Consider the following 13,655-nt stretch of genomic DNA (forward strand, 5'->3'; position numbering starts at 1 on the left):
GGGGTGAGGCGCCCGAGGCATGCCGAAGCGGCCAGGCATGCCGTGCCGCCGTCTGACTGATTCGTCGCCCGAGGGCGGTGTGCTGCGGCATCAGGATGCGGGCTGCGGCTTGCGTCGAGGCCCGCGTGCTGCGTCGTTCGTCAGGGCTGCGGCCGGTCGGATTCGTGCTCCCGGTCCGCCAGCCGCTCGTTCAACTGCTGCTGGATCGTGTCCGGATTGTCTTCCCTGTCCCCGTAAGGGTGGCCGCCGGTCCTCTCGTCGGGCTCATGCGCGGTCGTCTCGGAGGCGTGCCCGGCTCTGTGCCGTCCCTGGCCCTTGAATCTGTCGAAGATGCCCATGTCAGAGCTCCTTCCGGAGGGATTCAACCCCGACGATACGCCCGAGTTGCGGAGAATGCGCGCCTGTCCGTCGGCGTGCCCTGAACGCTCCGCCGCTACCGTGGGCCGCCGGAGAACCGCGCCGAAGGGCCGGAAGGCCCTGAAGGAGTGGATATGGGAGCGGGTGTGGGGAGGGGAGCGCTGTGGCGCTCGGGGACATAAGGGACGCAGGAGTTGTGGGGCGGGTGAGCGAGCCGAAGCCGGGCCGCCCGGCCACGGTCGGGTGCCCGGCCAGGGGTCGCCGACGGGCTGAGGCCACGCGCTGGGCGGCGGTCACCCGGCGCGCCCGGTCGGTGCTTGCCCTGGTCGTGGTCGCGGCGTTCGCCGTGGGGTGTGACGCCATCGACGTCCCCTCTTCTTCCCACACGTCTTCGCATTCCTCGTCGGGGTCCGGAGCCGGTGTCTCCGACGGGCGTGCTGCCAGTCCCCTGGAGAACCCGGAGGGGATGAAGCCGGGGCTGGCGCCCATCACCTCGGACGCGGACAGGGGTGAGGCGCTGAAGCTCATCGAGAGGCTGCAGGTCAAGGGACGGGGTCCCAAGACGGGTTACGACCGCGACGAGTTCGGCTACGCCTGGATGGACACCGCCGACGGAGTCCCGCTGGCCCGCAACGGCTGCGACACTCGAAACGATCTTCTGAAGCGTGATGGCCGGGAGCTTCGCTTCCGGTCCGGTTCCGACTGCGTCGTCGTCTCCATGACGCTGCAGGACCCGTACAAGGGCCAGAGCATCAAGTGGCTCAAGCAGCGGGCTGCCGAGGTGCAGATCGACCACGTGGTGCCGCTGTCGTACAGCTGGCAGATGGGCGCCTCCCGCTGGCCGGAGAGCAAACGTGAACAGCTCGCCAACGACCCGCTCAATCTCCTCCCCGTCGACGGACCGACGAACAGCAGCAAGGGGGACTCCGGGCCCGCCTCGTGGTTGCCGCCCAGCAAGCCGATCCGCTGTTCGTACGCGGTGAGGTTCGGGCAGGTGGCGCTCAAGTACGAGATGCCTGTGACGGCGGCGGACAAGCAGATGATGCTCGCCCGGTGCGGAGGCTGATCCCGGCCTTGGCGCCACGGAGTTGACGCGGTGGTGCGTGGGCGGGCGAGGCACGGTACGCCGCGCCACGGCAACGTGGCCCCAAGCCGGAGGCGATCAGTCCGGCAACGGTTCGGTACAACCCGTGACCGGTTGTCCGAGTCGACGGATACGCTCAGCCCTGCACTCGTTCCCGTCCCTGTTCGAGTGTTCATGTCGTACGTCGTCCTCGTCGAGGATTCAGGAGCAGCCATGCACGGCCACGGCCAACTGCCGCCACCGCGTCATCGCCCCACGCAGGGTGTGCAGATCACGCTGCGCGTGGTCTTCGTGGCGCTGGCGGTGCTGAGCTGTGGATTCCTCGCCTGGCCTGCCTTGCTGCGGCTTGCCGTCACGACCCGCAGAAGGCTCGACTGGATCCTGTTCACGGCCAAGGTCGTTCTCGACATCGTCGTCATCACACTCCTCGTCCAGGACCCGGGCGAGGAGGAGTTCACCACCTGGCGCGGGAACGTCGGGATGGGCATCCTGCTCGTCGGCCTGCTCGTCGTCGTCGCGTACTACCTGGCCGCGGACATACGCCACTACAGCCGGCCGGCGACCGGGGCCTACGCGCCCGCCACGGGCTACACCCAGCCCCAGGGCGGGTACGGCTACCCGGGGCCGCACCCCCAGCCGTACAACGCGACGACGGTCCCGACCCCGCAGGCCTCCGCGCCGAGCCCGCCTCCGTCTCAGCCGTCGGCGCCGTTCACCCCTGCGGTGCCCCCCGGGCCGCAACCCCCCGCGCCGGGACGCCCCGCGCCCGCCCGTATCGACCAGGTCCGCGCCGAACTCGACGAGCTCAGCGACTATCTGCGCAAGCAGGACGGCGGCATGCACAGCGGCGGCATACGTGACGGTGGCCCGGCCGGCGGCGCCCCGCAGGAGGGCGGCATGCCCGGTGGCGGCCCGCAGGGCGGCTTCCGGCCCGAGGGCGGCAGGTGACCGTGGCGGCAGGACGCATCGTCTCCGGCCGCTACGAACTGTCCGCGCTCCTCGGGCAGGGCGGCATGGGCCAGGTCTGGACGGCCTACGACCAGCGGCTCGACCGGCGCGTCGCCGTGAAGCTGCTGCGCCCCGACAAGGTCGCCGGGCAGGAGGCCGACGAGCTGCGCCGCCGCTTCATGCGCGAGTGCCGCGTCACTGCGCAGGTCGACCACCCCGGCCTGGTCACCGTGCACGACGCGGGCAGCGAGGGAGAGGAGCTCTTCCTCGTCATGCAGTACGTGGACGGCGCCGACCTCGCCGACCATCTCGCCGAGCACTCCCCCTACCCCTGGCAGTGGGCCGTCGCCGTGGCCGCGCAGCTGTGCGCCGCACTCTCCGCGGTGCACGCCGTGCCGATCGTGCACCGCGACCTCAAGCCGCGGAACGTGATGGTGAAACAGGACGGCACCGTCACCGTCCTCGACCTCGGCGTCGCCTCCGTCATGGACAACGACACCACCCGGCTCACCCACACCGGTTCGCCCATCGGCAGCCCCGCCTACATGGCTCCCGAGCAGGCGATGGGCGGTGCCGTCGGCCCGTACACGGACCTGTACGCCCTCGGCGTGGTGCTGCACGAACTCCTCAGCGGAGACGTGCCGTTCTCCGGAAGCACCGTCCTAGGCGTCCTGCACCGCCACCTCTACGAGCCGCCGCTGCCGGTGCGCCGACTGCGCCCCGAGGTTCCCGAGGCGCTCGAGGACCTGGTCCTGCGGCTGCTCGCCAAGGACCCCCAGCATCGCCCGGGTTCCGCACAGGACGTCTACGAGAAGCTGGCCGCGTTGCTGCCCCCGCGCGCGAGCGCCTTCCCCGGAGGACCGCTCGATCCCACGCGCCCCTTCGTCCGCCCGCATGCCCCCTGGCCGGACCGTGCCGTCACGCCGTCGCCCCAGCCGGCCGCACCCGTCTCTCCGGGCCGGCAGGACGTCGCGGCCGCCGTCGACGAGGTCAAGAAGCTGCTCGGCGAGGGCCGCATCACCCAGGCCGTCGACATCCTCGGCGCGATCCTGCCGACAGCCGCCGCTCAGCACGGCGAGCGCTCACCCGTCGTACGGACGCTGCGCAAGCAGTACGCGGCCACGCTCATGGACGACGGGCAGTATCGCCGCGCGCTGCCCGAGCTGCGCCGTCTCGCCGACGAACGCGCCGCCGAGGCCGGATCCTCCGACCCCGGAGCACTGCGGTTCCGCTACGACGCGGCCCAGTGCCTGGAGCAGCTCGGCGAAGCCGCCGCCGCGCTCGCCGAGTACCGGTCGCTGCTGCCGTACTACCAGAACCAGTACGTGTCCGGAGATCCCGAGCTGCCGCTCGACATCCGCCGCCGCATCGGCCATCTGCTGCTCGCCCTCGGAGACCGGGCCGCCGCCCACGACACCCTGGTCCGGCTGCTGCACGACGCGGACAGGGTGCACGGACCCGGCCACCCCTTCCAGGCCGAGATCCACCGGACTCTGCAGTGGCTGGGGCAGGTGCGGGGCTGAGAACGGCTGGCTGAAAGCGGCCGGAGAGCGGCCGAGAGCGGCCGAGAGCGGCCGACGCGCTTGAAAACGGCTGACCAAGGGGTGCCGGAAGTCCGCGCGAATCGTTGGTCGAATGGGTGGCCGAGAGCGTGGCCACTGCCTACCATCGATCACCGCAAGACTTTGTGCACCGTCGCACAATCTCCTCGGGAGGCTTCCTTGCACCGCCGCCGTCGCCGTATCGCGCTCGCCGTCTCCTCCGCGGCGCTCCTCGCCGCAACACCGCTGCTCACCGCCTGCGGAAACGATGCACGCCCGGGTGCCGCGGCCGTCGTCGGCGGCGACCGGATCACGGTCGCACAGCTGGAGGGGAGGGTGGCCGAGGTGCGGGACGCCCAGCGGGCGGCCTCCGCCGACGAAGCTCAGTACGCGCAGGCCATCGCCGCGACCGGCGGCCTCAGCCGCGACACCCTGCACACCCTGGTGCTGGACCGGGTGGTGCACCGCGCCGCCGCCGACGCCGGGGTGCGTGTGACGCGCAAGCAGGTCCAGGGCGTCCGGTCGGGCCTCGAACAGCAGGCCGGCGGCGCGAAGCAGCTGGAGGCGGCCTGGCTGCAGCAGTACAGCGTCGCCCCTGCGCGCGTCGACGAGGCCCTCCGTACCGAGATCGAGGCCCAGGAGCTCGCGAAGCGGCTCGGCGCCGACATGAACACATCGGCCGGCCAGGCCACGTTCTGGAAGGCCCTCTCGGACGCGTCGAAGGCGCTCAACATCGACCTCAACCCGCGGTACGGCACCTGGGACGTGGACAAGAGCCGCCGCGCGGACGCCAAGACGCCATGGATCCGCGAGGTCACGTCGGCCGGGGACAAGCAGGCGTAGGCGTAGGCGTCGCGGCGGTGTCGGTGGCGTGGGTTACGTTCGATGCGTGAACGCAACCAGCTCTGAGGACCCCGGCCGTATCGTCCTGCTCACCACCAGCCATCGCGTCGCGCCCGGGCTGCTGTCCTGGCCCGCCTGGCAGGCGCTCCGCACGGCCGACCGCGTGCTCTGCGCCGACGAGGCGCACCCGCAGCTGCCCTATCTGCGGGACGCGGGCATCGAGGTCGAGCAGGAGGCCCCCACGGCCCAGGAGCTGGTGGACGCCTGTGCGGGCGGCCGGACGGTGGCCGTCGTCGCCACGGGCGAGGGCGAGCCGCGGCTGACCGACGGACTGGCGAGGCTGGCCGGCTCGGGCCGTGTGCAGATGCCCGCACTGGAGCTGCTCCCCGGCTCGTACGACCTGCCGGGCGCCCGCCTCCTCGACCTCGTCCAGGTCATGGACCGCATCCGCACCGAATGCCCCTGGTCGTCGACGCAGACGCACCAGGGCCTCGCCAAGTACGGCATCGAGGAGGCGTACGAACTCGTCGAGGCGATCGAGTCCGGCGACCGCCACGAGCTGCGGGAGGAGTTGGGCGATGTGCTGCTCCAGGTGGTGTTCCACGCCCGTATAGCGCAGGAGGGCCGCCCGGAGGACGGATCTGAGGCGTTCTCCATCGATGACGTGGCCGGCACGATCGTCGAGAAGCTCATCCACCGCCACCCCCATGTCTTCGGCGACGACACCGCGGAGACGCCCGAGGACGTCAAGGCGCACTGGTTGCGTACGAAGGCGGTGGAGAAGCAGCGGACGTCCGTGACCGAGGGCATCCCGCTGCACCAGCCCGCCCTCGCGCTCGCCGCCAAGCTCGCGTCGCGCACCCGCACGGCGGGGCTCGACGTCGCGCTCCCGGCCGGCGGCGGCATCGGGTACGAACTACTGGCGCTGGCCACGCGAGCGGAGGCGGAGGGCACGGACCCGGAGACCGCCCTGCGGGTGGCGGCCCGCGCCTACCGGGACGCGATCCGCGCCGCGGAAGAGGCGAGGGCCAGGGGCTGAGCCAGCCGACGGCAAGGGCTGCCACCGCCCCTTTGCCGCTGTCAGCGGTGATGCCCGGACAGCGGATACGGTCGAGACGTGCACGATCAGAACGCCGCCGACCCCGCACGGGAGTCCGACTCGCTGAGGGCGCCCGATCCCGTGAGGGAACCCGCCCCCGAGCTCTTCACCTGGGAGTTCGCCACCGACCCGTACCCCGCGTACGCGTGGCTGCGCGAGCACGCCCCCGTGCACCGCACCAGGCTGCCCAGCGGGGTCGAGGCCTGGCTGGTCACCCGGTATGCGGATGCGCGGCAGGCCCTCGCCGACCAGCGGCTGTCGAAGAACCCCGCGCACCACGACGAGCCCGCGCACGCCAAGGGCAAGACGGGGATCCCCGGCGAGCGCAAGGCCGAGCTGATGACGCATCTGCTCAACATCGATCCGCCGGATCACACGCGGCTGCGGCGGCTGGTGTCGAAGGCGTTCACTCCACGCAGGGTCGCCGAGTTCGCGCCGCGCGTGCAGGAGCTCACCGACCACCTCATCGACCAGTTCGCCGACAGAGGCACCGCCGACCTCATCCACGAGTTCGCGTTCCCGCTCCCCATTTACGCCATTTGCGACATGCTCGGCGTCCCCCGCGAGGACCAGGACGACTTCCGGGACTGGGCGGGCATGATGATCCGGCACGGTGGCGGACCGCGCGGGGGCGTCGCGCGGTCCGTGAAGAAGATGCGCGGCTATCTCGCCGAGCTGATCCACCGCAAGCGCGAAGGCCTGCGCCAGGACGGCGACGACGACCTCATCTCCGGGCTCATCCGCGCCTCCGACCACGGTGAGCACCTCACCGAGAACGAGGCGGCCGCGATGGCCTTCATCCTTCTGTTTGCCGGGTTCGAGACGACCGTCAACCTGATCGGCAACGGCACCTACGCCCTGCTGCGCAACCCAGCTCAGCGCGAGCGGCTGCAGAAGTCCCTCGCCGCGGGGGAGACGGGCCTGCTCGCCACGGGAGTCGAGGAACTCCTCCGGTACGACGGGCCGGTGGAGCTCGCCACCTGGAGGTTCGCGACGGAGGCGCTCACCATCGGTGGGCAGTACATCGAGCCCGGCGACCCCGTCCTCGTCGTACTCGCCGCCGCTGACCGTGACCCCGAGCGGTTCGCCGAACCCGACACCCTCGACCTGGCCCGGCGCGACAACCAGCACCTCGGATACGGGCACGGCATCCACTACTGCCTGGGCGCGCCCCTGGCCCGGCTGGAGGGGCAGACAGCCATCGCCACGTTGCTGACGCGCCTTCCTGACCTGCAACTCGACGCCGATCCGGACGATTTGAGATGGCGCGGCGGGCTCATCATGCGGGGGCTGCGGACACTGCCGGTGGGCTTCACCCCGCAGCCGCGCCGACATGACAGCTGACGTCTCGTCAATACTGTGACTTTCACGTGATCTCCGCTGCATCGACTTGTGACAAGCGTTCGACTCCCGCTACTTTCACGGTCGACTCGGGTATCAACTGTCCCAGTCGACCCAGTCTTGCCCGGTTGGCTCCGTCGGCCGGGTAAGTCCCCGACCGCGAAAGGCAACCGCATGCTCTCCGGGAACGGCCGACACCGTCGCCCCCGCCAGGCTCCGGCCCTCATCGTCGCGGCGGGGGTGACCGGATCGGCCATCGCGATCCCGTTGCTCGGTGCCACCAGCGCCGGCGCCGCGGACGCCACCACCTGGGACCGGCTCGCCGAGTGCGAGAGCGGCGGCGCGTGGAGCGCGAACGAGGGCGACGGCCACTACGGCGGCCTACAGCTCACGCAGGAGACCTGGGAGAACTACGGCGGCCTCGACTACGCCCCGAGCGCGGACCAGGCGAGCCGTTCACAGCAGATAGCCGTCGCCGAGAAGATCCTCGCGGACCAGGGTCCCAAGGCCTGGCCGACGTGCGCATTGCTCGTGGGTCTCTCTCAGGGCGGGGCGGCGGCGGACGTCGACCCGGGTGTGTCGGAGGACACGTCGAGCCCCTCGTCCGACGCCTCGTCCGGCTCGTCGGACGAGGCGGAGTCCTCCACGTCCGCTGAGCCGACCGACGACTCCCCGAAGGCTGCCGAAGGGTCGGAAGCCTCCGGCGAGTCAGAAACGGGTAATCCGGACGAGTCGGGCAAGTCCGATGAGTCTGCCCAGGATGAGGGTGATTCGCCCTCCGATTCGGCCACCGAGAGCCCCTCCGGCTCCGCCGAGTCCTCCGACTCCGAGGACTCCGGCACGGGAACCGGTCGGCACCGGGGCGAGAGCGCCCAGGAGGGCCTGGAGGACACCCGCTCCTCCGACTCCTCCGGCCGCCACGCCTCACGCTCCGACGCGGACCGCGGCGACGACGGCTCGTACACCGTGCGCACGGGCGACAGCCTCTGGGCGATCGCCGACGCCCATGACGTCGAGGGTGGATGGACCGCTCTCTACGACGAGAACAAGAAGACCGTCGGTGATGACCCGGACCTCATCCTCCCCGGTCAGACCCTGGATCTCGGTCTCGAATCGACCGATAAATAGCTATAGTTCAGGGCTAATTGTCCGTTTTTGTGAGACTGAGAGATGTGTCTCAGAAGCCCTGATCGTCTTTGATATCCGCCGAAGCGGATGTTTACGGTCGTGACCGCTCGCCATAGCGAGCACCCGCGGTCGTTACGCCGAATCCTGCCAGCGGCCATACGGGTTCAGTCGTCGCGTCCAGCGCCGTAGGCAGGAGCGGGGGACCCAAGGTTTGCGCCGGCAACGGCAGTTGAGCAGCTGAGCACATGGTGTCGGCTGACGACTGCAGGAACCGGCTTGGGGTGAAGTCGTGCGCAACAACGTGCGACCGGGCACTCACTCGGCCCGAACCCGACAGCTCACCTCGCAGGCGTCGGTGAGGGGATCACTCCATGCTGCGTTCCAGCAAGGGCAACCACCGTCGCTCGTCCGTTCTCAGCCGGACTTCTCGTATCGCCGCGCTCGCCGGTGTCACCGGTGTCGCCATCGCCGCCCCGTTGATGACGGCCGGCTCCGCCTCCGCCGCCACCGCCGCCGAGTGGGACGCCGTCGCCCAGTGCGAGTCGGGCGGCAACTGGTCCATCAACACCGGCAACGGCTACTACGGCGGCCTGCAGTTCTCGGCCTCCACCTGGGCCGCGTACGGCGGTACGGAGTACGCCGCCACGGCCGACAAGGCCACCAAGGAGCAGCAGATAGCCGTCGCCGAGAAGGTCCTGGCCGGTCAGGGCAAGGGCGCCTGGCCGAGCTGTGGCGTGGGTCTCTCCAACACCCCGCACGAGGGCGGTTCGAGCGCGGGCACCACGGACTCCGCCACGACCCAGCCGAGCGGCGCGACCCAGCAGGGCGACGCGACCCAGCAGGGCGACGCCACTCAGCAGAGCGAGTCGAGCGAGAGCGCGCCCACGCAGAGCGCGCCCACGCCGAGCACGACCACCCCCAGCACCACCACCGAGACCGCGCCCAGCACCACCACCGAGACCGCGCCCACGCCGAGCACGACCACCCCCAGCACCACCACCGAGACCGCGCCCAGCACCACCACTGAGACCGTGCCGAGCACGGAGGAGCAGGCCGCCCCCGGCTCCGAGGAGAGCACTGCGACCGTCGAGACCCCGACCGGCGAGACGGTCAAGAAGGGCGACGGCGAGTACGAGGTCGAGAACGGCGACACCCTCGGCGCGATCGCCAAGGACCACAAGGTCAAGGGCGGGTGGAAGAAGCTGTACGAGCTGAACAAGGACGTCGTCGCGGACTGCAACCAGCTCTACCCGGGTCAGCAGCTCCGCCTCGGCTGAGGCTTCCCCGAACTCTGAGGCTTCCCCGAACCCCTCGCCCCGGTGCGTGTTCCCCCGTACGCGCCGGGGCGAGGCCGTATCCGTACCGGCCGGAGCGAGGAGCTTTGTTTCGTTCAGAAACAATTTGCTCTCAGTTTTGTCCACGGGCCGGTCGGTCGGCTGGCCGTCGCCCCGGAGCCGGATAGGCTCTTGTCGCAAGGCCAAAGAAACACAGCCCCGCACTTCCAGCGTCACATCCCAGAAGGAGATGCTCGTGCCGTCCATCGACGTCGTCGTAGCCCGGGAAATCCTGGACTCCCGAGGCAACCCCACGGTCGAGGTCGAGGTCGGCCTCGACGACGGCAGCACCGGTCGTGCCGCCGTACCGTCCGGTGCGTCCACCGGTGCGTTCGAGGCCCTCGAGCTCCGTGACGGAGACGCCAACCGCTACGGCGGCAAGGGCGTCGAGAAGGCCGTCCTCGCCGTCATCGAGCAGATCGGCCCGGAGCTCGTCGGGTACGACGCCACCGAGCAGCGCCTGATCGACCAGGCGATGTTCGACCTGGACGCCACCCCGGACAAGTCATCCCTCGGCGCCAACGCCATCCTCGGCGTCTCGCTCGCCGTCGCCCACGCCGCCTCCGAGGCCTCCGACCTCCCGCTCTTCCGCTACCTGGGCGGTCCCAACGCGCACCTGCTGCCGGTGCCGATGATGAACATCCTGAACGGCGGCTCGCACGCCGACTCCAATGTGGACATTCAGGAGTTCATGATCGCCCCGATCGGCGCGGAGTCCTTCTCCGAGGCCCTGCGCTGGGGCACCGAGGTCTACCACACCCTCAAGAAGGTGCTGAAGTCCAAGGGCCTGGCCACCGGCCTCGGCGACGAGGGCGGCTTCGCCCCGAACCTCGGCTCCAACCGCGAGGCCCTCGACCTCATCCTCGAGGCCATCAAGGAAGCCGGTTACGCCCCCGGCGAGCAGATCGCCCTCGCGCTCGACGTCGCCGCCTCCGAGTTCTACAAGGACGGCAAGTACCTCTTCGAGGGCAAGGAGCGCTCCGCCGCCGAGATGACCGAGTACTACGAGGAGCTCGTCTCCGCGTACCCGCTCGTCTCCATCGAGGACCCGCTGTTCGAGGACGACTGGGCCGGCTGGAAGGTCATCACCGACAAGCTCGGCGACAAGGTCCAGCTGGTCGGCGACGACCTGTTCGTCACCAACCCCGAGCGCCTGTCCCGCGGCATCGAGGAGGGCGCCGCCAACGCCCTGCTGGTCAAGGTCAACCAGATCGGTTCGCTGACCGAGACCCTCGACGCCGTCGAGCTGGCCCAGCGCAGCGGCTTCAAGTGCATGATGTCGCACCGCTCCGGCGAGACCGAGGACGTCACCATCGCCGACCTGGCCGTCGCCACCAACTGCGGCCAGATCAAGACGGGTGCCCCGGCCCGCTCCGAGCGCGTCGCCAAGTACAACCAGCTGCTCCGCATCGAGGAGATCCTCGACGACGCGGCGGTGTACGCCGGCCGCAGCGCCTTCCCGCGCTTCAAGGGCTGACGCCCAAGGGCTGACGCCCAAGGGCTGACGCCCAAGGGCTGAGCCCAGCAGCCGCTTGGGAGGGCTGAGCCCAGCCCTCCCAAGGCCGGTCTAGCCAGTCGTACGTACGTCCCCGTACCCGGTCCCGTACCGTGTGCGGGGACGTACGCACGTGACGGGGAGGCGGGAACATGGCCGTGCTGTGTTATCCCGGGGGACAACCCCCGGACCCCCGGCCGAAGAGCAGGTGACTGGAGCATTGAGGCGAGGTGAGATGTCGTGACCGGCCGGGACCGGTTCTCCACCGCGACCCGGCTGCGGCTGCTCGGCGAGCAGACCGCCGCCCGTGTCTACCGCTCCCAGACCCGCCGCCAGGCCCGCCGTTCCCGGCTCACCGGCCGCGCCGCGCTCCTCGCGCTGGTGCTCTGCTCGCTGATCGTCGCGCTCGCGTATCCGATAAGGCAGTACGTCGCGCAGCGCGCCGAGATAGAGGATCTTGAGCGGCAGCGGAAGGAGGCCCGCGAGCGGGTCGAGGAGCTGCGCGATCTCAAGGCACGCTGGAAGGACGACGCGTACGCGGAGCAGCGGATCCGGGAGCGGCTGCACTATGTGATGCCGGGCGAGACCGGCTACATCGTGGTCGACCCGAACCCGGCGAAGCAGACGCGCACGAACCAGGGGGCGGCGCACCGCCCCTGGTACTCCAATGTCTGGGACGGTGTCGACAAGGCCGACAGCTCCGACGACTGACCGCCCCCCGTACAACCTCGTACGAACCCGTACGAACCCCGTGCAACCTCGTACGAACCCCGTACAACCTCGCATCTGACTACTGAAAGACGCACCTCACGGCATGGAAACCCCCCCGCCGCCCACCCCGCGCACCGAGCCGACCGACGCGGACGTCGAGGCCTTCAAGCAGCAGCTCGGCCGGCCGCCGCGCGGGCTGCGGGCCATCGCGCACCGCTGCCCGTGCGGACAGCCGGACGTCGTCGAGACGGCGCCGCGGCTGCCGGACGGTACGCCGTTCCCGACGCTGTACTACCTGACGTGTCCGCGGGCCGCGTCCGCGATCGGCACGCTGGAGGCCGACGGTGTCATGAAGGAGATGACGGAGCGGCTGGCCACCGATCCCGAGCTGGCGGCCGCGTACCGGGCGTCGCACGAGGACTACATCCGGCGGCGGGACGAGATCGAGGAGCTCACCGGGTTTCCGAGCGCGGGTGGGATGCCGGACCGGGTGAAGTGCCTGCACGTTCTGGTGGCGCACTCGCTGGCCGCCGGCCCGGGGGTCAACCCGCTCGGGGACGAGGCCCTTGCGATGCTTCCCGAGTGGTGGCGCAAGGGAGCGTGCGTGGTGACTGACGAAGGGTGATCGCCCCCGCCGCCCCTACCCCTCCCGTCCCTGGGGGCTGCGCCCCCAGACCCCGCTTCGGCCTTGACGGCCTCGTCCTCAATCGCCGGACGGGCTTACTCGGCTCACGAACCGCTGAAGGAATCCGCCATGACCCGTGTCGCCGCCATCGACTGCGGTACCAACTCCATCCGGCTGCTCGTCGCCGACGTCCATCCCGACAGCGGTGAGCTCGTCGAGCTCGACCGACGGATGAAGATCGTGCGGCTCGGGCAGGGCGTCGACCGGACCGGGCGGCTGGCGCCCGAGGCGCTGGAGCGGACCTTCGCCGCGTGCCGCGAATACGCCGAGGCGATAAGGGCGCACGGTGCGCAGAAGGTCCGTTTCGTGGCGACCTCCGCGTCCCGCGACGCCGAGAACCGCGACGACTTCGTCCGAGGTGTGTTCGACATCCTCGGAGTCGAGCCGGAGGTCGTCACCGGGGACCAGGAGGCCGAGTTCTCCTTCACGGGCGCGACCAAGGAGCTCGTGGGGCGGGACCACCTCGACAAGCCCTTCCTGGTCGTCGACATCGGCGGCGGCTCCACCGAGTTCGTCGTCGGCGAGGAGCACGTGCGCGCGGCCCGTTCCGTCGACATCGGCTGCGTACGGATGACCGAGCGCCATCTTGTACGCGACGGGGTGGTCACCGACCCTCCGACGGGGGGTCAGATCGAGGCCGTCCGGGCCGACATCGAAGCCGCGCTCGACCTCGCAGAGCAGACGGTGCCCCTCAAGGAGGCGCGCACGCTGGTCGGGCTCGCCGGGTCGGTCACCACCGTGGCCGCCATCGCGCTGGGGCTTCAGGAGTACGACTCCGCCGCGATCCACCACTCCCGTATCTCCTACGAGCAGGTCGCCGCCATCACGCGGCAGTTGCTCTCCTCCACCCACGCCGAGCGCGCGGCCATCCCCGTGATGCACCCGGGCCGGGTGGACGTCATCGGTGCGGGGGCCCTCGTCCTGCTCGCGATCATGGAACGGGTCGGTGTCCGCGAGGTCGTCGTCAGCGAGCACGACATCCTTGACGGAATTGCCCTGTCGATCGCCTGAGCGGGTCCTATAGCGTCTGAGCGCGTCTGAGCGCGTCCGAGGGGGCCCGAAAACCCCCTCGGCGACAGTCCCCCAGAG

The 13,655-nt window shown here is 70.4% G+C and carries 13 protein-coding genes and 1 riboswitch; of the genes, 12 read left to right on the plus strand and 1 reads right to left on the minus strand.

Annotated features, from left to right (window positions below; translation table 11 throughout):
- Positions 1-140 precede the first annotated feature (140 nt).
- Positions 141-338: an antitoxin gene (locus H1D24_RS29660; protein WP_181660798.1), complete on the minus strand. Its 198-nt coding sequence runs from the start codon at positions 336-338 to the stop codon at positions 141-143.
- Positions 339-670: 332 nt separating this feature from the next.
- Here H1D24_RS29660 and H1D24_RS29665 point away from each other — a divergent pair, with 332 nt between their 5' ends.
- From H1D24_RS29665 to H1D24_RS29720, 12 genes are all read left to right on the plus strand, one after another.
- The gene (locus tag H1D24_RS29665) at positions 671-1,423 is read left to right on the plus strand and encodes an HNH endonuclease family protein (RefSeq protein WP_374064435.1); all 753 of its coding nucleotides are present in this window, start codon (positions 671-673) and stop codon (positions 1,421-1,423) included.
- Positions 1,424-1,654: 231 nt separating this feature from the next.
- On the plus strand, positions 1,655-2,389 hold the full coding sequence (locus H1D24_RS29670; RefSeq protein ID WP_258564407.1) for a hypothetical protein: 735 nt from the start codon (positions 1,655-1,657) through the stop codon (positions 2,387-2,389).
- A gap of 38 nt (positions 2,390-2,427) precedes the next feature.
- Positions 2,428-3,912: a serine/threonine-protein kinase gene (locus tag H1D24_RS29675; RefSeq protein WP_220137388.1), complete on the plus strand. Its 1,485-nt coding sequence runs from the start codon at positions 2,428-2,430 to the stop codon at positions 3,910-3,912.
- A 198-nt stretch (positions 3,913-4,110) separates the two neighbouring features.
- A complete protein-coding gene (locus H1D24_RS29680) occupies positions 4,111-4,773 on the plus strand; it encodes a SurA N-terminal domain-containing protein (protein WP_181660800.1) in 663 nt (220 codons plus the stop codon).
- 46 nt (positions 4,774-4,819) lie between these two features.
- Positions 4,820-5,812 carry a nucleoside triphosphate pyrophosphohydrolase gene (locus H1D24_RS29685; RefSeq protein WP_181660801.1) on the plus strand — a complete coding sequence of 331 codons (993 nt, stop codon included), beginning with the start codon at positions 4,820-4,822 and terminating at the stop codon, positions 5,810-5,812.
- 123 nt (positions 5,813-5,935) lie between these two features.
- A complete protein-coding gene (locus H1D24_RS29690; protein WP_181660858.1) occupies positions 5,936-7,216 on the plus strand; it encodes a cytochrome P450 family protein in 1,281 nt (426 codons plus the stop codon).
- A gap of 171 nt (positions 7,217-7,387) precedes the next feature.
- Complete coding sequence (locus H1D24_RS29695) at positions 7,388-8,341, plus strand: LysM peptidoglycan-binding domain-containing protein (RefSeq protein WP_181660802.1); 954 nt, start codon at positions 7,388-7,390, stop codon at positions 8,339-8,341.
- A 171-nt stretch (positions 8,342-8,512) separates the two neighbouring features.
- Positions 8,513-8,708: riboswitch (cyclic di-AMP (ydaO/yuaA leader) on the plus strand.
- A 4-nt stretch (positions 8,709-8,712) separates the two neighbouring features.
- A complete protein-coding gene (locus tag H1D24_RS29700; protein WP_181660803.1) occupies positions 8,713-9,618 on the plus strand; it encodes a LysM peptidoglycan-binding domain-containing protein in 906 nt (301 codons plus the stop codon).
- A gap of 247 nt (positions 9,619-9,865) precedes the next feature.
- On the plus strand, positions 9,866-11,152 hold the full coding sequence (gene eno, locus H1D24_RS29705; protein WP_181660804.1) for a phosphopyruvate hydratase: 1,287 nt from the start codon (positions 9,866-9,868) through the stop codon (positions 11,150-11,152).
- Positions 11,153-11,410: 258 nt separating this feature from the next.
- Positions 11,411-11,881 (plus strand): FtsB family cell division protein, encoded by a 471-nt coding sequence (locus H1D24_RS29710; RefSeq protein ID WP_181660805.1) that lies wholly within the window; start codon positions 11,411-11,413, stop codon positions 11,879-11,881.
- Positions 11,882-11,984: 103 nt separating this feature from the next.
- Positions 11,985-12,506, plus strand: a complete 522-nt coding sequence (locus H1D24_RS29715) for a DUF501 domain-containing protein (protein ID WP_181660806.1) — start codon at positions 11,985-11,987, stop codon at positions 12,504-12,506.
- A 129-nt stretch (positions 12,507-12,635) separates the two neighbouring features.
- A complete protein-coding gene (locus H1D24_RS29720) occupies positions 12,636-13,577 on the plus strand; it encodes a Ppx/GppA phosphatase family protein (protein WP_181660807.1) in 942 nt (313 codons plus the stop codon).
- The last annotated feature ends 78 nt before the right edge of the window (positions 13,578-13,655 follow it).

Source organism: Streptomyces himalayensis subsp. himalayensis, assembly GCF_013778455.1.
Lineage (GTDB): Bacteria > Actinomycetota > Actinomycetes > Streptomycetales > Streptomycetaceae > Streptomyces > Streptomyces himalayensis.

Coding starts and splice junctions, on each gene's coding strand:
- H1D24_RS29660 (WP_181660798.1), bottom strand. CDS start 338: ATGGGCATCTTCGACAGATTCAAGGGCCAGGGACGGCACAGAGCCGGG.
- H1D24_RS29670 (WP_258564407.1), top strand. CDS start 1,655: ATGCACGGCCACGGCCAACTGCCGCCACCGCGTCATCGCCCCACGCAG.
- H1D24_RS29695 (WP_181660802.1), top strand. CDS start 7,388: ATGCTCTCCGGGAACGGCCGACACCGTCGCCCCCGCCAGGCTCCGGCC.
- H1D24_RS29700 (WP_181660803.1), top strand. CDS start 8,713: ATGCTGCGTTCCAGCAAGGGCAACCACCGTCGCTCGTCCGTTCTCAGC.
- eno (WP_181660804.1), top strand. CDS start 9,866: ATGCTCGTGCCGTCCATCGACGTCGTCGTAGCCCGGGAAATCCTGGAC.
- H1D24_RS29715 (WP_181660806.1), top strand. CDS start 11,985: ATGGAAACCCCCCCGCCGCCCACCCCGCGCACCGAGCCGACCGACGCG.
- H1D24_RS29720 (WP_181660807.1), top strand. CDS start 12,636: ATGACCCGTGTCGCCGCCATCGACTGCGGTACCAACTCCATCCGGCTG.